Origin of the sequence: Paenibacillus aestuarii (assembly GCF_027789125.1) — a bacterium.
In the GTDB taxonomy this organism is placed as follows: domain Bacteria; phylum Bacillota; class Bacilli; order Paenibacillales; family NBRC-103111; genus Paenibacillus_E; species Paenibacillus_E aestuarii.
In genome coordinates, this window is the sequence record NZ_JAQFVF010000078.1 from 24,379 (window position 1) to 41,258 (window position 16,880).

A 16,880-nucleotide genomic window follows, 5' to 3' on the forward strand; every position below is an offset into this window, starting at 1 on the left:
GAGGAATACCATCATGAAAACCATTCTGGTCACGGGAGCCGGAGGCTATATCGGCAGCGTGCTGGTATCGAAGCTGCTGGATAAGGGCTATAGAGTAAAAGCGGTTGACCGATTTTTTTTCGGCAAAGATAAGCTTCCCCATCATCCGAACCTCGTGACGATCCAAGAGGATTCGCGCCGTCTGCAAGATGAGGTATTCGCCGACGTCTACGCCGTCATCGACCTCGTTGCGATCTCCAACGATCCGAGCGGGGAGCTGTTCCAGGAAGCTACCTTCCAAATTAACCACATCTCACGTGTAAGAACGGCTTATAAAGCGAAGAAATTGGGTGTGAAGCGATATATCCTCCCATCCTCCTGCAGCCTGTACGGCTTTCAGCCCCCGGAAATGAAGGTCGACGAAACTTCGCCGACCAACCCTCTGACTACCTATGCCAGAGCAAACGAAATGGCTGAGCACGGCGTCCTGCCGCTCGCCGATTCCCAATATACCGTGGTGGTGATCCGTCAAGCCACCGTTTATGGTTATTCGCCTCGCCTCCGCTTCGACCTCGCGATCAATGGCATGGCGCTAGGCGCGTGGAAGAACGGGGTCATCCCGCTGATGCGCGACGGCAGCCAGTGGCGCCCCTTCGTCCATGTGCAGGACACCACCGATGTCATGATGCTGCTGCTGGAAGCAGATCCCGCTGCAGTCAACGGTCAAATTTTCAACGTCGGCTCTGACCGCAACAACTACCAGCTCGGTCAACTGGCGGAGGAAATTACAGATGCTATGCCCAAATCGGTACGCATCGATTGGTATGGAGATCCAGACCACCGCTCGTACCGCGTCAGCTTTGAGAAGATTGAGAAGGCGCTGAACTGGAAAGCAAAATGGACCGCAGCGAAGGGCGCGCTGGAAATTTACCATGCTTTGGAAGCGGGGGGTATCTCCAACATAGAGCAAACGATCACGCTGAGCTGGTATAGCGAGCTTGTGAAATGGCACCGCATCATTGAGGATGTCAAACTTTATGGGGGTATCCTCGATCTTGAAGGATCGAATCCGCGATGAAGCGGATTGCGCTGCTAGGCGCGAGCGGTCAGCTAGGCTCCGATCTATACGATGTACTGGCTTCGAGCCCATCTTATGAAATTATAGCTGTGAGCCGGGATCAGCTCGATGTGGAGCAGACCGAGTCGATCATTCCGTATTTGGAGTCGCTCGGCCGCATCGACGTTCTGATTAACTGCACGGCCTTTCACCAAACCGAGCAGTGTGAAATCGACCCGCTCAAAGCGTTCAAGATCAATTCCATCGCGGTTGTGCGCATGGCGGCTTACTGCCGGCAGCATGACGCGCTGCTGGTGCATTTTAGCACCGATTATGTATTTGACGGCAGCAAGCCGGCGCCTTATACCGAGGAGGATGCGACGAACCCGCTCAATATGTACGGCAAAAGCAAAGTCGCCGGAGAGCAGGGGATTGCCGCTTATCTGGACACCTACTTTATTTTCCGGGTCGCCTCCTTGTTCGGAACAGCCGGGTCCAGCGGCAAAGGCGGCAACTTTATTGAGACGATGCTTCGTCTGGCCCGGCAAAACAAGCCGATATCCATCGTGCATGACGTCGTGATGTCGCCTACGCATACGAAGGATGTGGCGCGTGCGGTGAAAGCTTTTCTCGATCAAGGTGTCACGCAGTATGGCATCTATCATTGTGCAGGCAGGGGCGCCTGCAGTTGGTATGATCTGGCTGTCGAGGCGATCTCCTGGTGCGGGCTGCCCTGCGAGACGATTCCGATTCGCAACATCGAATACCCGGCAAAATGCCAAAGACCGCTGTACAGCGCGTTGGATACGAGCAAGCTGACCCAATTCTATCCAATGCCCAGCTGGCAAGACGCCATGAATGAGTATTTGCAGCTCAAAGGATATGTCAGGAATGGAGGCAGGTAGACCGTGAAAAGAGGGAAGAAACAACAGGCGGCTGTACGCAAAATCAGAACCGTCGTCCTTCCTCAGCGCGGAGCTTGGCGAAGGGGAAGGGATGCAGGCTATGCGCACGGCTGGTCGCACGGATACCACTTTGGACGCGCCCAGAAGGTGCTGCAGAGCATTCCTCAGGAGCAGGGCATCCTGTGGGAGCTGAAAGTGCTGTACGTGCGGGCCAATGGCTCCCCCTATACGTCGATGGACGACGGGATTGCGGGGACGCTCCGTAATTTGGTGAGACAGGTGATCGAGGCCAAACCGGACGAAGATGTCGTGCAGCTCGCGCAGCTGCACAGGCCCGATCTCGTGCTCGTGCTGGACGCGATCGGCGCGTCGTTCCCGGTCGATAAGGTGCAGGCGCTTCGGGCCGCGGGCATTCGCACCGCCATTTGGCTGCCGGACGATCCGTATCACTCCGATCAGACGACGCAGATCGTCGTGCACTACGACTACGTATTCACCCTGGAACGAAGCTGCGTCGAAACGTATCAATCGCTCGGCTGTGCGAATGTGCATTATTTGCCGTTTGGCATTCATGCCAGCGAGGTGAAGCTGGAGTACGTGCCAACCAGCTATCGCAAAGATATTCTTTTCATCGGCTCGGCGTTCTGGAACCGCGTCGCTTTCATCGATGAAATGGCCGATTACTTGAAGGACAAAAATTTTTTGATCAACGGGTATTGGTGGGACCGGCTCAAAAACTATAACAAGCTCGCCTCTAAAATCCAAGGCTACTGGTTAAGTCCGGAGGAGACAGCGAAATATTACCGTGCTGCCAAAATTGTCATTAACTTGCACCGTTCCATCGACGATGAGTCCCACAACAGCAACAGCAGACGAATCCCCGCCGTTTCGCCGAATCCGCGTCTATTTGAAATCAACGCCAGCGGGACGTTGCAGTTGACGGATGTGCGGGATGAATTAACGAACTTTTACAAGCCAGGTGAAGACTTAGATACTTTCAGCTCTCCACAAGAGCTGATCGGGAAGATCGAATATTATTTGAATCATGAACCGGATCGCCAGCGTATTGCGTTAAACGGGCTTTCCCGCACTTTGCGCGAGCATACGTATCGAAGCCGTTTGCATCAGATGTTAACCATAACGAATGGCAGTTAGGAAGAGAGGAACGATTTCAGAGAAGGAGGCAGGTGATCCTATGTTGCCCCTGAAGAAACTAAGCAGCACGAGGACGAGTGGCAGAATCATCCCGCTGCGGGCGGGCAAGATGACCGCTGCGAATAAGCGGACGGCAGGCACCAAGCAGGTTGCGGCAAGCAGAGGGCTTCGCAAACGAAAAGGCAAGTGGCGCACAGGCACCATAAAAAGAAAGTTCAAACGGTTGGCGTTTCGCCCCAGAGCGATCGTTCCGCTGGATCCTAACGCCGAGCTCTCGGGGCCGGTTTACAATAAGGGCTATGATCGGGGTTATGACAAAGGCTATGACAAAGGTTTCCGCGATGGCAAGCATACCGGCGGAGACGGTATCGTGGACGCCTGTTTGCCCGAGTATCAAATCATGCCTGACACGACCGTGGAAGAAATCATTGCCGCCGGCGTTGAAGCTTTGCGCTCGCGCATCTATCATATGTTGACCGCTAGTGAGCTGGGGGAAAGCATCGTGGCTGCACTGGATCACCGGAGGCCGTTCTCACTCGTCCGCTTAGGTGACGGTGAGCTGCTCACGCTGGCGCAGGAAAGCATTCTTTCCATTGAACAGATCAAGGAAGATGGCGAGTTCCTGCCTTATGCAGGCGTACATGTTCCGGATCTGGCGATCAAGGCCGAGCTGATTGCGGCGGTGAAAGGCGCGACAGTGGTCGGCATTCCGAAGCTGCGCGTCCGCAATTTTCAGCCGCTGGCGTTCGCCGTGTTCAGAGAGGAACAGATGGACTTTCACCATCTGTTGTTAACCGATTCGCTGGTTAATTACTATTTATACCAAGCTGGCTATTTGTCCCGCATGACGCTGGGGAGGAGAGTGCTTCTCGTCGGCAATTTGGCGCCCAGCTTGGCGGCAACACTACGCAACCACGGCGTGAACGTCGTTGGCGAGATCGCTCCGGTGGAAGGCGTGAAAGATATTCCGCGCATCAAAGCGGCGATCGCTGCCCATGATTTTGACATTGCGCTCGTATCGGCAGGGATATCCGCAGTCATCCTAGCGGAATGGATTGCTTCAGCGATGGGCAAGGTTGCCATCGATTTCGGACATTTGGCCGATTCCATTGTGAAAGGGGAGGCGCCATTCCGATGAAACTTAAAGTTAAGCGGCGGTTGGCAGTGAGAAAGAAACGAGCAGCAGGCAAAGCGGTTGTTAGGACGAAAGCGGGTCGCAAGCGGACTTACAGCGGAAGCCCTGCCAATAGTTATAACCTTGGCTTTAACCGCGGGTATGATGCGGCTTTCGATCATGGCTTCCGCAATGGCTGGGACGCGGGAATTAGCAGCTTCTCGCAGCCGTTTCAAGGAACGAGCATCATTATCGTTACCACGAACGACCAGCGGGTACACCTGCAGAATTGCATCGACAGCATTTATGAGCATACGCCGGAGCCTTTTGAAATCATTATCATCGATAATGCTTCTACTGATGATACAGCCCAATACCTGAAAAATTTGACAGGTAAAATCCGCTATCGCATTTTCAAGAACAATCTGGGGTTTGCCGGCGGCACGAATCAGGGACTGAGGCTGGCGCGCGGCAATACGCTGCTTTTTCTCAATAATGATACGATTGTGACGAAAAATTGGCTGACCAACCTGCTCGCTTGCTTGAACAGCAATGAGAAGTTCGGTTTGGTCGGACCGATGACGAATTATATTAGCGGCGAGCAGCTGCTGCCGACACAATATCAGTCAACAGAGGAAATGCACAGGTTCGCGGAAGCTTTCAATATTTCAGATCCTTCAAAGTGGCATACGACCGGCCGGTTGACCGGGTTTTGCGTGCTCATGAAGCGTGACATGTTTGAACGGCTCGGTTTTTTGGATGAGGGCTTCGAGATCGGAAACTGCGAGGATGATGATTACGGCTACCGCGCGCGCATGATGGGATATGAACTAGTCATTGCCAAAGACACCTTCATCCACCATGTCGGAAGTGTCAGTATTAAAGCGCTGGGCGAAAGGTTTGAAGAAGTCTATAGCAAAAACCTTGACTTTTATTCGCGCAAATGGGGTGATTCCCACAGTCTGCTTCACGAAGTGCAGCAAAAACTGAGCGGCGGGCATGCGGCGATGAGAGATTTTTACCCGACCCATCTGGTCGTTCGCGGCGTGTCGCCATCGCTATACTGGATCGAAGACGGCATGCGCCGGCCGATCATTGGCGACGCTCAGCTGCAGGCCAGCCGGATCTCGCAGGTCGACCTGCGCAGCTGGAGAATGGGCGCACCGATCTCGGCGCAAGAGGTGCTGAACATGATGACTGTGCTGTCGCATGGCCTCATCGGTCGCGGGCCGCTGCCGGAAGGGATGCTGGTGAGCGATACCGGCAACAACGTTTACCAAATCCATAGCGGGAAGCTGCGCCGTTTTGTCAACGATTGGCCGCTGTCTCAGTGGAAACTGAGCCAGCGGCACCAAGCGCCGATCAGCAATGAGCTAAAAGCTTGCTATGAGCAGGGATTGCCGATCATTGCACCTGCTGTCATCGTAGCGGATAACGTGTAAAGGGGGAGTACCTATGAGGTTAAGGATGACTGTTCGCAAGAAACGAGAAGGCAGGATATCAAGGAAAACGAAGAGAATGCGTGTCAGGAAGCTCGTTCTCAGAAAAAAAACAAGGTTGAACCGTTCGACTCCCCTTCGTGGAGGTTACGATCAAGGGTTCGACCGCGGCTATGATCAAGGGTACACCGACGGCTTTAGCAAAGGCTTGGAGGATGGTTTCGAGCAGATCTACTCGCAAACCTAAGTGAGGGCGCAGCGGATGGAGGCTGCCTCCGGGTCATGCGATGACGTGAGGCAGCTTTTTGCAGCTGCGAGCGGGCGGGCTCTACGCAGCGGCTTGGGAGGTAGAAAAAGGGCGTCCCTCAGGACGCCTTAACTTTACTGCCGCAAATCCCAGCGCACGATCAAGCCGGCATGCGTTAAGCCGCCTCCGAAGCCATACAGCAGCAACGTGTCACCATCGTGAACTTTGCCTTCCTGTATGCCCAAATCCAGCGCCAACGGAATGGAAGCCGCAGACGTGTTACCGTAGTAAACGAGGCTATATAACGATTTCTCAAAAGGAATGCCGCTCTTCTCACAGATCGACTCAATGATCCGCAGGTTCGCGCTGTGCGGAATGAACCAGTCGACGTCGCTTAAGCGCATATCGCTCTTCGCCATCAACTGCTCAATGCCCTGCGGCACAGTCGTCACCGCGAATTTATACACCTCGCGTCCGTTTTGGACGAGCTTGCCATTGCCGCCAAGCTCAACGTCGCCGATCGTCGCCGCAAGTCCTGTGCGGTACACGTGCTTGCCGCCAGTACCGTCTGAGCCTTGATGATGCGCCAGGAAAGAGGGGCGCTCATCGTCTCTCTCCACCATCACAGCCCCCGCGCCGTCACCGAAGAGAATGCAAGTCGAGCGGTCGGTGTAGTCCGTGATTTTGGACACGGTGTCGGCTCCGATGACCAGCACCTTGCGATGCACGCCTGCGGCAATCATAGCGCTCGCAGTGTGCAGCGCGTAGGTGAACCCGGCGCAGGTCGCGTTCAAATCGTAAGCGCCTGTGGCCGGGATGCCGAAGTGCGCCTGTACCAAGCAAGCCGCAGACGGGAACGCCAGGTCCGGCGTGTGCGTCGCCACGATAATCAGCTCCACATCATCCAGCGAGGTCGAGTAGCGCGCCACCATATCTTCCACAGCGCGAATGCTGAGATGGCTCGTATATTCGTCTGCAGCAGCGATCCGGCGCTCGCGCATGCCCGTGCGTTGGACGATCCATTCATCATTGGTCTCGACCATCGCTTCCAAATCCTGATTCGATAAAATTTGCTTCGGCACATAACTGCCGATGGCGGTAATGCGGGCGTTTAAGGCAGACGTTGGCATCAAGGTTCACTCCTTCTATAAATGAATATTTTAGTATCAACTATTAGTATCAGGTACTAAATTTAGTTTACTTAGCAGTGCATCAAAAGTCAAGGGACACCCGCCAATATTTCTTTGTTTTGGATAATCCATGCCCTTTCGGCTCACCCTACAACTATCGTCTTATCGTGACGAAAGCTGCATATTTGGGAGTGAAAGCAAATCTTATGTTGAAAGGTCATCGAAAGCACGTTTGGATTGTCCTTATTTGTGCTGCCTTGTTTTTCTCGTCCGCGACCCCGGCATTTGCCTTCGGTAAGGGTGCGAAAGGACCGGACGTCTTCGCTGTGCAAGGGATGCTGAAATCGTTAGGCTACTACAGTGGACCGATCACTGGCTATTATGGCAATCAGACAACGGAAGGCGTTAAAGCGTTTCAAAGCAAATACGGTTTGCCAGTAACCGGAAACGTGGACGATCAGACGCTGCAATCTATCTTGTGGGCTTATGGGAACTTAAAAATTCCTAAGAAACCCTCTCCACCGCCGACCCCGACGCCAGCGCCAGAGCCTGAACCGGCCCCGGAAGTGCCGACGCCGACACCTGCTCCAGAAGCGCCTTCAGCGCCTAATTTAACAGCCGAAGAGCAGCAAATGCTCGATTTGGTTAACCAAGCGCGTGCTTCCGCGGGGCTTCCGCCGCTAGCTGTGGATCCAGCGCTTGTCAAAACAGCCAGACTAAAGAGCCAGGATATGGTCGACAACAATTATTTCTCGCATGAATCGCCAACCTACGGCTCGCCGTTCGATATGATGAACAAGTTCGGCATCAGCTACAATTCCGCGGGTGAGAATATCGCCTGCAATCAGACGGTACAGGCCGCGCACGAAGCGCTCATGAACTCGCCGGGCCATCGGGCGAACATCCTTAGCAAAGATTACACCCATATCGGCATTGGCATCGTCAACGGCGGCTCCTGCGGTAAGATGTTCACCCAGCAGTTCATTAGCAAATAAGCTAATACGCCATACGGCAAAACGAAAAAAGGGGCTATCCCATGAGCAGCGATGCTCTTGAGATAGCCCCTTTATACATTAAGTGGCGGACACCGGCTTCACGGCCGCGGTCCATGCTTCAAATTTTTGCCATGCGGCGCCTTGTTCAATCGCGTGTCTGGCCAAGTAAATGCCTTCTTCGATGGAGCCGGCTTTTTGCGCGATCCATAGCCGGACGGCACTGTTCAAAAGCACCATGTTCAAATAAGGCAGCTCGGCTTCGCCGCGAAGAACGGCGAGTGTCGTCTGAGCCTGCAAGTCGGCCGTCCACTCCACTTCCGGAACGTCCACCATCAGCTCGTAAAGTTCCGGGTCGACAATGAACAGCTCGCTAGCGCCGTCTTGGATCACATAAGTGCGTGTGCGCTTTTCGACGCTGAGATCCTCGGAGCCTTCCATGCCCTGCACGACAATGCCGCGGGAGATGCCCAAATCGATCAGCACATTGGTGATCTTCTCAAAAACCGTGCCGTGGAACACCCCGACGGCCATGTAAGGCGCATCCGTGAAGCGCAGCAGCTTCTCGGCGGTGTTGAACACGGTGCGCAGCCCAAGTTCTTCGCGCAGCCCGCGCAGGGCGCCCAGCGGTGCGCACCAGTTCTCCGTCGGCGTGAACAGGAATCCTGTCCGCGCCGCGGCCGATTCAAGCGCTTCACGCGAAGCTTGCAGCGCAGGGATCTTTAACGCTTCAAGGATGTCCGTCAGCGTAATGCCCCACTTGGGGGGCATGCTGGGACTGCCGTGAAGCGTTACCGGCAAACCGCATGCAGCGAGCACGAATGCGGTGGGCAGTGTGGCGATGAACGAGCGTCCGCGTCCATCGTAAGGACCGGCGCAGTCGATACTGCCTGCGACCGGGTAAGTCGTGATGCGCGCGCGCAGCGCATCGATAAAAGCTTTGAGCTCATCGGGGGATTCCATCTTGATGCGCTCGGCAACGAGGAAGGCGCCGGTCTGCGCCGGCGTCGCCGCCCCGGTCAATATCGCTTCAGCCGCTTGAAGGGCTTCATCGTACGTAAGGTCACGGGCGCCACGCTTGCCGCGGCCGACTTCTTTTAATAAGGATATCATCGTTTTCGTCCTCCTTTATGTTCAGCCTGCAGCAGTTGATACACTTTGACGATGGAGGTGGCCACGTCTACCATCCGTTTGCGTTCATTCATCGCCTGCTTACGCAAAAAGTCATAAGCTTCGGCTTCTGAGATATGCTTGATTTCGCTTAAAATCCGTTTGGCCTGATCGATCCATTTGCGCTCCTCCAGCTTCGACAAGAGCTGCTCGCGTTCCTGCAGCCATTCGGTCCGTTGGAAATAATGGTTCACGCCAAGCAGCAGGGCGCAGTGCACTTCTAGCGGGCTCATGGACGGGCCGATCAGGCCGTCGATGCCCGGATCAAGCTTGCATTCGCTGCTGGGGAACGTTTGCGAATCGCACCACCAGAACACGGGCAAGCTGCGCTGGGCGAGCGCTTGTGTCCGCCAAGGCTCCACCTGCCCGGGCGGGACAGCCAGCAGCAGAGCGTCAGCCTTAGCTTTGGACATCGTCATGGAGAGCTCTTTGCTCTCTCTGACTGTGTACACCCGAAAGCCCATATCTTTGAGCATGGCCTCGGGGGCTGATTCTTGAACTAGTTTTGACGATTCTAGCATAAAAGAGGACGACGAGGAAGAGGGAATATGGCGAGCAAGCGGAAACTCGTCGATTAGGATGAACGTTTGTAACATTTCGATACCTCCCTCATCGGCAGTTCTATTTATATGTTATATTCATGTTATGTATATGCGCAATAAATGTACGTAAGTTACCGAATTAATATAGCACAACCCGCTCTTTTTTGTCGATATGATTGAGCTAAGCTGAAATATAATATTTTTGTGTTAAGTTTATTGACATGTGGCTGGTGGCGAACTATAATTGAACTCAACAAGACACAATGGCGTGTCGATGACGAAGGCAACGATGCCTATCCCTTACAACTGTGTAAAAGGATAGGCTTTTTCTGTTCTCTTATAATCATATCAAGAAAAGGCAGCATACACAGCCGTATCTGCCGGGGCAATGGGGCCGATGAACATTCCGCATGTGAACGATGCGGGGATGTCTGTCGGCTTTTTGAACTAATGAAAAAAGAGATGGCGTGAAAGCCGCGCAAAGGAGAGGGCGTACATGGTCGATCGTAAAAGCTTTTTGCAAGTTGGGCACAAAGGTTCTTTATTCAGTTCATTTTTGTACTTTGACATGAGCTTCATGGTGTGGGTGCTGCTGGGCCCGATTGCCGTGATTCTTGCCGATGATTTTCATTTAAATGCTGCAGAAAAAGCGAACCTCGTTGCGCTGCCGACGTTGGGCGGTTCCATTCTTCGCCTTGTGCTGGGCGTACTGACGGACAAAATCGGACCAAAGCGGACCGGCCAAATCGGCTTGACGCTCACCCTAATCCCATTGATATGGGGGTGGCAGTTCGCCTACTCGATGCACGACATGTATTTCGTCGCGCTGATGCTCGGCATTGCCGGCGCCAGCTTTGCCGCTGCCTTGCCGCTTGCCAGCAGCTGGTACCCGCCGCAGTATCAAGGTCTTGCGATGGGCATCGCCGGAGCGGGCAACAGCGGCACCATCTTCGCCACCTTGTTCGCCAACCGCATCGCGCAGCATTACGGCGATTGGCACATTGTGTTCGGCATCGCGCTAATTCCCATTGTTTTAACGCTCGTCATTTTCTCTCTGCTGGCCAAAGATAGTCCCAATAAACCGGCACCGAAAACATTCACTGAATACGGCAATGTGTTAAAACAAAAAGATTCCTGGTTATTCTGCTTATTCTACAGCGTCACCTTTGGCGGTTTCGTCGGGATGTCCACGTACTTGACGATCTTTTTCAATACGCAATACGGCCTGTCTCCGGTGAAAGCAGCCGACTTTACCACCCTGTGCGTCATCGGCGGAAGCTTCTTCCGGCCTATCGGCGGCTGGCTGGCCGATCGGCTTGGGGGCATACGCATGCTGATGGCACTATACGGCGTCGTCGCCGTGATGATGGCTGGCATTTCTACACTACCCGTGTTGTCTGCTACAACCGTGATGCTCTTCATCGCCATGATGGCCTTGGGCATGGGTAATGGTTCGGTATTCCAACTGGTGCCGCAGCGTTTCCGCCAGGAGATCGGGGTTGTAACAGGCATCGTAGGCGCAGCTGGCGGCTTGGGCGGATATTTTCTTCCGAAAATTCTCGGCAATATGAAACTTTCCACCGGTTCTTTTACCCCGGGCTTCCTGATTCTGAGCGGCATTGCCGTAGTTTGCGTCCTGGTCATAGCAGCTGTGCAAGGCAGATGGAAACGCACCTGGATCGGTGAAGGCGGCAAAGTGAAAGCGGCCGCTCCGCTGGATCGCGTACACGCCTAGATCTAACTCCCGAACGAAAGGATGATTGAAATGATACACAAAGAGAAGCTGGTATTAGTCGGAAATGGGATGGCCGGGGTGAATGCGATTGAGCATTTGCTGAAGCTGGCCCCTGAACAATATGACATTACGATTTTTGGGAGCGAACCGCATCCGAACTACAACCGGATCTTGTTGTCCTACGTGCTCGCTGGCGACTCGAAGGTTCAGGACATCGTCATTCATCCTTACGAATGGTATGCCGCCAACAACATTACCCTATACACCAATCAAACGGTGACCAAGATCGACACCGCAGCCCAGACGGTAACCAGCGATCAAGGTCTCAAGGTTGCCTATGATAAGCTGATCATCGCCACAGGCTCCAATCCGTTCATGCTTCCGCTGCCGGGTGCAGATAAAGAAGGCGTCATGGCCTACAGAACGATCCGAGACTGTGAAATCATGATGGAATCGGCCAAAACGTATAAAAAGGCGATTGTCATTGGCGGCGGCCTGCTCGGCTTGGAGGCGGCCAGAGGGTTTCTCAATTTGGGCATGAAGGTCGATGTCGTGCACATCAGCGATACGATCATGGACCGGCAGTTGGACCGTCCCGCCTCGAAGATGCTGCAGGCAGCTCTCGAAGAGCAAGGCATCCGGTTCTTGCTGCAAAAGCAATCCGCTGAAATTATCGGCGACAAGCGGGTCACCGGTTTGAAATTCAAGGACGGCACTGTCGCCGAGGCCGATCTCATCGTTATGGCCGTCGGCATCCGCCCGAATGTGCAGCTCGCCAAGGATGCCGGGCTCGACTGCAATCCGGGTATCATCGTGAACGATTACTTGCAATCGAGCGTGCCGAACGTGTACGCCGTGGGCGAATGCGCGATGCACCGGGGCGTTGCCTATGGCCTCGTCGCTCCGCTATACGAGCAAGGCGCTGTGCTGGCGAAGCGTCTCGCAGGCGTCGACACCGGGCCGTATGAGGGATCTATCGTGTACACGAAATTGAAAGTATCCGGCGTCGATGTGTTCTCAGGCGGCCAGTATAACGATACGGAGGGAACCAAAGCGATTCGGGTGCATGACGAGTTTTCAGGCATTTATAAGAAAGTCGTGATCCAGGATAACAAAATCGTCGGCGCTGTCCTCTTTGGGGATACATCCGACGGCACACGGCTCATGCAGATGATTCGTGAGCAAACGGACATCAGCGGTATGGGCAAAACAGCGATATTGACCGATTCGTCCGGCAGTGGCTCGTCGGTAACGGGTGGCGTGGCGTCGATGTCGGATGACGCAATCATTTGCGGCTGCAACGGAGTCACGAAAGGCACGATCTGTTCGGCGATCCGCGAGCAAGGCCTGACCAGCGTGGAAGAGGTCAAAAATTGTACGACAGCGTCCCGCTCTTGCGGCGGCTGCAAGCCGCTTGTCAGCGATTTGCTGGCGGTTACCCTGGGGGATGCCTACGATAAGCATGCTGCCAAAGAAACGATCTGCGGCTGCACCGACCACAGCAGGGATGAAGTTGTCGCAGCCATCCGGGACAAAGGCCTTACCCATGTGCGCGAAGTGATGAGCGTGCTGAACTGGAAAAACGATGAGGGCTGCTCCAAATGCCGCCCAGCTTTGAATTACTACCTTGGCATGGTACATCCAATCATGTACCGGGACGACAGTACGTCGCGGTTCGTCAATGAGCGGATGCATGCCAATATCCAAAAAGACGGCACCTACTCGGTCGTCCCGCGGATGTACGGCGGCGTCACTAATCCGGCAGAGCTCAAGCGGATTGCCGAGGTGGCGGAACGGTTCAACGTGCCGACCGTCAAGCTCACCGGCGGTCAGCGAATTGATCTGCTCGGTGTGAAAAAAGAAGACCTGACCGCCATGTGGGAAGCGCTCGACATGCCTTCCGGCTACGCTTACGGCAAAGCGCTGCGCACCGTGAAAACGTGCGTCGGCGACACGTTTTGCCGCTTTGGAACCGGGGATGCGATGGGCGTCGGCATCCAGCTGGAGAAGCGGTTCGAGCGGTTGAACACGCCGGCCAAAGTGAAAATGGCCGTCTCCGGCTGCCCGCGCAACTGCGCGGAGTCAGGTATTAAAGATCTCGGCGTCGTCTCGGTCGACGGCGGCTGGGAGCTCTATGCCGGTGGCAATGGCGGTGTTAAAGTGCGGGTCGGCGATTTGCTGACGACAGTGAAGACGGAGCAGGAAATTATCGAGTACACCGAGGCGTATTTGCAATACTATCGGGAAACTGGGAAATACGGCGAGCGCACCAGCGAATGGGTGAATCGCCTCGGCATCACCCATGTGCGCGAGGTCGTCGAGAACGAAGAACAGCGCAAAGAGCTTTGTGCCAGAATGGAGGCCACTTTGTCCGTCACTCGAGATCCGTGGAGAGCGGCGATCGACAGCAGCAAGATCAAGCAGGATCTGTATGAAGTGGTTGAGCTTAAATAGAACGGGGGGCTGAACGATGCAGATAAAAGAAGAACAACTGATATGGGTATCCGCCGTGTCCTATGAGGATTTGGCTGTAAATACAGGTAAAACGATTCGTTATCAAGGTGAGGAAGTGGCGCTGTTTAAGTTTAGCAGCGGCAAGGTGACGGCGATCTCCAACCGTTGCCCGCATAAAAACGGTGTACTCGCAGAGGGCATCGTGTGCGATGAGCACGTGTTCTGCCCGATGCACGATCGCAAAATCCATCTGCCGACAGGGCTGGTGCAAGCCCCTGATACCGGCTGTGTGAAGACGTATGCGACGAAGGTGCAGGACGGCTTGGTGTACATCGGTTTTTCAAGTGCGCAGGAATTAGCGGGTTAATTCGGGGGTGTAGGGAATGAAAGCAGCATTGACGATATTGCCGCAAGAGCGGGTTTCGTCGCACTGCTGCTTTTGCAGCATGCAGTGCGGTCTTGAGCTCGTCCAGGCTGACAAAGGGCCTGTAATTAAACCGAGCCAGAGCTTTCCTGTTGCGACAGGACGACTCTGTCAAAAAGGCCTGAACGCTCTGGAGCATGTCATCCATCCCGAGCGGATTACAGAACCGCTGCATCGTTCGTTCGGCGAGTCGCGAGGCTGGCATGAAGTGACATGGAAGCATGCGCTTAAGGATATCGCCAGCCAAATTCAGATTCTGCAGGCGAAGTACGGCAATGATGCCGTTGCCGTCTATGGCGGCGGATCTCTGACCAACGAGGTCAGCTATTTGCTAGGCAAATTCACCCGAGTGGCGCTGCGCTCCAAATATATCGATTACAACGGACGCTACTGCATGTCCTCTGCGGCAGCCGCCAGCAATCAGGCATTCGGGCTGGATCGGGGGATGACGATGCCGCTTTCCGAGATCCCTTTTGCCAAGTATATTATTCTCGCAGGAACGAACGTTGCAGAATGCCAGCCGACAATGATGCCCTATTTGCTGGAAGCGAAAAAGAACGGGGCAATTATCGTAACGATCGATCCCAGAAATACGATGACATCCAAAATAGCGGACATCCATGTGCGGCTTCAGCCTGGTTTTGACTCTGTTTTTATTAATGGCCTGCTGCATGTCATGATTGAAGAAAAGTTGACTGCCACCAGCTTTGTTCAGGCACGGACAGTCGGGATCGAACGTCTTGAAGAGGCGGTAAAAAGCTTTACACCGGCCAGAGTGGAAGAACTGACGGGAATTTTGGAGGGCGTGATCCGTACTGTAGCACGAGGCTTTGCCAAAGCGGAGACAGGCATCGTCCTCACGGCGCGCGGTCTGGAGCAGCAGGTAAACGGCGTGGAGAACACGCTGAACTATATCAACTTAGCGCTGGTTACCGGTAAAATCGGACGCAAGGGCTGCGGCTACGGCGCCGTCACCGGCCAAGCGAACGGTCAAGGCGGACGGGAGCACGGTCAAAAAGCCGATCAGCTCCCAGGCTACCGCTTGATCGAGGATCCAGCCGCCAGGGCACACGTGGCCCGCGTGTGGGGCATATCGCCTGAAGAGCTTCCAGGCAAAGGCGTTTCCGCCTATGAGCTGCTGCAAAAAGTGGATGAAGGCGAGATCAAAGCCCTCCTCGTGCTCGGCTCCAATCCGCTTGTATCCAGCCCCAACAGCCGAATGGTGGAGCGGGCTTTGCAGAAACTGGAGCTTCTCGTCGTCGTTGATATGTTCGAGACCGAGACCGCGAAGTACGCCCATTACTTGCTCCCTGGGTCCTCGTTCCTCGAAGCGGAAGGCACACTGACCAACCTGGAAGGCAGAGTGTTCCATCGCGGGCAAGTGCTTGAGCCGCCAGGCAACGCCAAGTTGGATTATGAAATCATTTGCGAATTAGCGGGCGCACTTGGACGCGGAGCCTATTTTCAATATGCGGCGGGGATTGAGGATGTATTCCTGGAGCTGGCACGCGCATCTGCGGGAGGCAAAGCGGACTACAGCGGCATCACGTACGATCGGTTGCAAAAGGAGCAAGGCATCTTCTGGCCTTGCCCAACGCCTGAACATCCCGGGACACCGCATCTGTTCGGCACATCGTTTTACCATGCAGACGGCAAGGCGAAATTATTCGGCATTACGCCGAAAATGCCGGCAGAGCCGGCCGATCCGGAGTACCCGTACGTGCTGACCACCGGCAGGCTTGGTAACCATTACCTAAGCGGTGCGCAAACCCGGCGTACGGAAGGCCTGAACAAAAAGGCGCCTGTCCCAGTCGCCGAAATTCATCCTTGGCTGGCAGCTCGAATCGGCCTCGGCGTCGGCCAAAATATCCGCATCACCAGCAGACGCGCCTCGCTCATCTTTCAAGTCAAGGTGACCGAGGGCATTCAGCCTCGGACGGTATTCGTCCCCTTTCATTGGGGCGAGGAACTCTCTATTAACCAATTGACAAACGACGCCCTCGACCCCACCAGCCGGATGCCGGAATTCAAAATATGCGCCGTCAAAGTCGAACGCGCTTAGGCACGTAAGGTAAGGCGGTAGTTGAACGCGAACGAGCCCCTAGCCGCTGCAAGGCGCTTGACACCGCTGAGCCCAGGAGCCCACCGGCTGAGGTAGCTTATGTTCAGTGGGGAGGGCGCTCTAAGCGCTATCCCATTGGCTCAGAAAGAGGTTGAGGCGCGTCTTATGCAGCCTCACCTCTTTGTCTATGTTCAAGAAGAGGGCGCTCTAAGCACGATCCCCTTCGCTCATGAAGTAGGTGGTCTGGTTTTGCAGACGATTCACTACGCACGCATATGCTGCAGGAAAGTTCACTGTGAGCGCTATCCCGTTGGCTCAGAAAGAGGTTGAGGCGTCGTAAGGCGGACTCACCTCTTTGTTTATGTTCAAGAGGAGGGCGCTCTAAGCACGATCCCCTTCGCTCATGAAGCAGGTGGTCTGGTTTTGCAGACGATTCACTTCGCACGCATATGCTGCAGGAAAGTTTCCTGTGAGC

At 54.6% G+C, this 16,880-nt stretch carries 14 protein-coding genes; 11 read left to right on the top strand and 3 right to left on the bottom strand.

Features of this window, described 5'->3' with window-relative positions:
- The first annotated feature begins 13 nt into the window (after nt 1-13).
- The 6 genes from O9139_RS26395 (at nt 14) to O9139_RS26420 (ending at nt 5,896) form a co-directional block, all read left to right on the top strand.
- The gene (locus tag O9139_RS26395; RefSeq protein ID WP_270884740.1) at nt 14-1,057 is read left to right on the top strand and encodes an NAD-dependent epimerase/dehydratase family protein; all 1,044 of its coding nucleotides are present in this window, start codon (nt 14-16) and stop codon (nt 1,055-1,057) included.
- Entirely contained in the window at nt 1,054-1,941 is an 888-nt protein-coding gene (gene rfbD, locus O9139_RS26400) for a dTDP-4-dehydrorhamnose reductase (protein WP_270884741.1), read from the top strand. Before O9139_RS26395 ends, rfbD begins: the two co-directional genes overlap by 4 nt.
- 3 nt (nt 1,942-1,944) lie before the next feature.
- A complete protein-coding gene (locus O9139_RS26405) occupies nt 1,945-3,096 on the top strand; it encodes a CgeB family protein (RefSeq protein WP_270884742.1) in 1,152 nt (383 codons plus the stop codon).
- A 40-nt stretch (nt 3,097-3,136) separates the two neighbouring features.
- Complete coding sequence (locus tag O9139_RS26410; RefSeq protein ID WP_270884743.1) at nt 3,137-4,234, top strand: GT-D fold domain-containing protein; 1,098 nt, start codon at nt 3,137-3,139, stop codon at nt 4,232-4,234.
- Nucleotides 4,231-5,652 (top strand): glycosyltransferase family 2 protein, encoded by a 1,422-nt coding sequence (locus tag O9139_RS26415; protein ID WP_270884744.1) that lies wholly within the window; start codon nt 4,231-4,233, stop codon nt 5,650-5,652. Before O9139_RS26410 ends, O9139_RS26415 begins: the two co-directional genes overlap by 4 nt.
- Before the next feature lie 76 nt (nt 5,653-5,728).
- The gene (locus tag O9139_RS26420) at nt 5,729-5,896 is read left to right on the top strand and encodes a hypothetical protein (RefSeq protein ID WP_270884745.1); all 168 of its coding nucleotides are present in this window, start codon (nt 5,729-5,731) and stop codon (nt 5,894-5,896) included.
- Between the two features lie 134 nt (nt 5,897-6,030).
- Here the strand turns inward: O9139_RS26420 and O9139_RS26425 are convergent, their stop codons facing one another.
- Nucleotides 6,031-7,026, bottom strand: a complete 996-nt coding sequence (locus O9139_RS26425) for a ketoacyl-ACP synthase III (protein WP_270884746.1) — start codon at nt 7,024-7,026, stop codon at nt 6,031-6,033.
- A gap of 206 nt (nt 7,027-7,232) precedes the next feature.
- Here O9139_RS26425 and O9139_RS26430 point away from each other — a divergent pair, with 206 nt between their 5' ends.
- Nucleotides 7,233-8,021 (top strand): CAP domain-containing protein, encoded by a 789-nt coding sequence (locus tag O9139_RS26430; protein ID WP_270884747.1) that lies wholly within the window; start codon nt 7,233-7,235, stop codon nt 8,019-8,021.
- A gap of 78 nt (nt 8,022-8,099) precedes the next feature.
- Here O9139_RS26430 and O9139_RS26435 read toward each other — a convergent pair whose 3' ends face one another.
- Together O9139_RS26435 and O9139_RS26440 are read right to left on the bottom strand one after the other, a co-directional pair.
- A complete protein-coding gene (locus tag O9139_RS26435) occupies nt 8,100-9,131 on the bottom strand; it encodes an anthranilate phosphoribosyltransferase (protein ID WP_270884748.1) in 1,032 nt (343 codons plus the stop codon).
- A complete protein-coding gene (locus tag O9139_RS26440) occupies nt 9,128-9,784 on the bottom strand; it encodes an ANTAR domain-containing response regulator (RefSeq protein WP_270884749.1) in 657 nt (218 codons plus the stop codon). Before O9139_RS26440 ends, O9139_RS26435 begins: the two co-directional genes overlap by 4 nt.
- Nucleotides 9,785-10,226: 442 nt before the next feature.
- Between O9139_RS26440 and O9139_RS26445 the strand changes: the two genes are divergently transcribed.
- Genes O9139_RS26445 through O9139_RS26460 form a run of 4 tightly spaced genes read left to right on the top strand, consistent with a single transcriptional unit; the run spans nt 10,227 to nt 16,405 of the window.
- Nucleotides 10,227-11,465, top strand: a complete 1,239-nt coding sequence (locus O9139_RS26445; RefSeq protein ID WP_270884750.1) for a nitrate/nitrite transporter — start codon at nt 10,227-10,229, stop codon at nt 11,463-11,465.
- A gap of 33 nt (nt 11,466-11,498) precedes the next feature.
- Nucleotides 11,499-13,919 carry a nitrite reductase large subunit NirB gene (gene nirB / locus O9139_RS26450; protein ID WP_270884754.1) on the top strand — a complete coding sequence of 807 codons (2,421 nt, stop codon included), beginning with the start codon at nt 11,499-11,501 and terminating at the stop codon, nt 13,917-13,919.
- A 16-nt stretch (nt 13,920-13,935) separates the two neighbouring features.
- Nucleotides 13,936-14,286 (top strand): nitrite reductase small subunit NirD, encoded by a 351-nt coding sequence (gene nirD, locus O9139_RS26455; RefSeq protein WP_270884751.1) that lies wholly within the window; start codon nt 13,936-13,938, stop codon nt 14,284-14,286.
- A 16-nt stretch (nt 14,287-14,302) separates the two neighbouring features.
- Nucleotides 14,303-16,405: a molybdopterin oxidoreductase family protein gene (locus tag O9139_RS26460; protein WP_270884752.1), complete on the top strand. Its 2,103-nt coding sequence runs from the start codon at nt 14,303-14,305 to the stop codon at nt 16,403-16,405.
- Nucleotides 16,406-16,880 lie beyond the last annotated feature (475 nt).

Coding starts and splice junctions, on each gene's coding strand:
- O9139_RS26395 (WP_270884740.1), top strand. CDS start 14: ATGAAAACCATTCTGGTCACGGGAGCCGGAGGCTATATCGGCAGCGTG.
- rfbD (WP_270884741.1), top strand. CDS start 1,054: ATGAAGCGGATTGCGCTGCTAGGCGCGAGCGGTCAGCTAGGCTCCGAT.
- O9139_RS26410 (WP_270884743.1), top strand. CDS start 3,137: ATGTTGCCCCTGAAGAAACTAAGCAGCACGAGGACGAGTGGCAGAATC.
- O9139_RS26415 (WP_270884744.1), top strand. CDS start 4,231: ATGAAACTTAAAGTTAAGCGGCGGTTGGCAGTGAGAAAGAAACGAGCA.
- O9139_RS26420 (WP_270884745.1), top strand. CDS start 5,729: ATGCGTGTCAGGAAGCTCGTTCTCAGAAAAAAAACAAGGTTGAACCGT.
- O9139_RS26425 (WP_270884746.1), bottom strand. CDS start 7,026: ATGCCAACGTCTGCCTTAAACGCCCGCATTACCGCCATCGGCAGTTAT.
- O9139_RS26430 (WP_270884747.1), top strand. CDS start 7,233: ATGTTGAAAGGTCATCGAAAGCACGTTTGGATTGTCCTTATTTGTGCT.
- O9139_RS26435 (WP_270884748.1), bottom strand. CDS start 9,131: ATGATATCCTTATTAAAAGAAGTCGGCCGCGGCAAGCGTGGCGCCCGT.
- O9139_RS26440 (WP_270884749.1), bottom strand. CDS start 9,784: ATGTTACAAACGTTCATCCTAATCGACGAGTTTCCGCTTGCTCGCCAT.
- O9139_RS26445 (WP_270884750.1), top strand. CDS start 10,227: ATGGTCGATCGTAAAAGCTTTTTGCAAGTTGGGCACAAAGGTTCTTTA.
- nirD (WP_270884751.1), top strand. CDS start 13,936: ATGCAGATAAAAGAAGAACAACTGATATGGGTATCCGCCGTGTCCTAT.
- O9139_RS26460 (WP_270884752.1), top strand. CDS start 14,303: ATGAAAGCAGCATTGACGATATTGCCGCAAGAGCGGGTTTCGTCGCAC.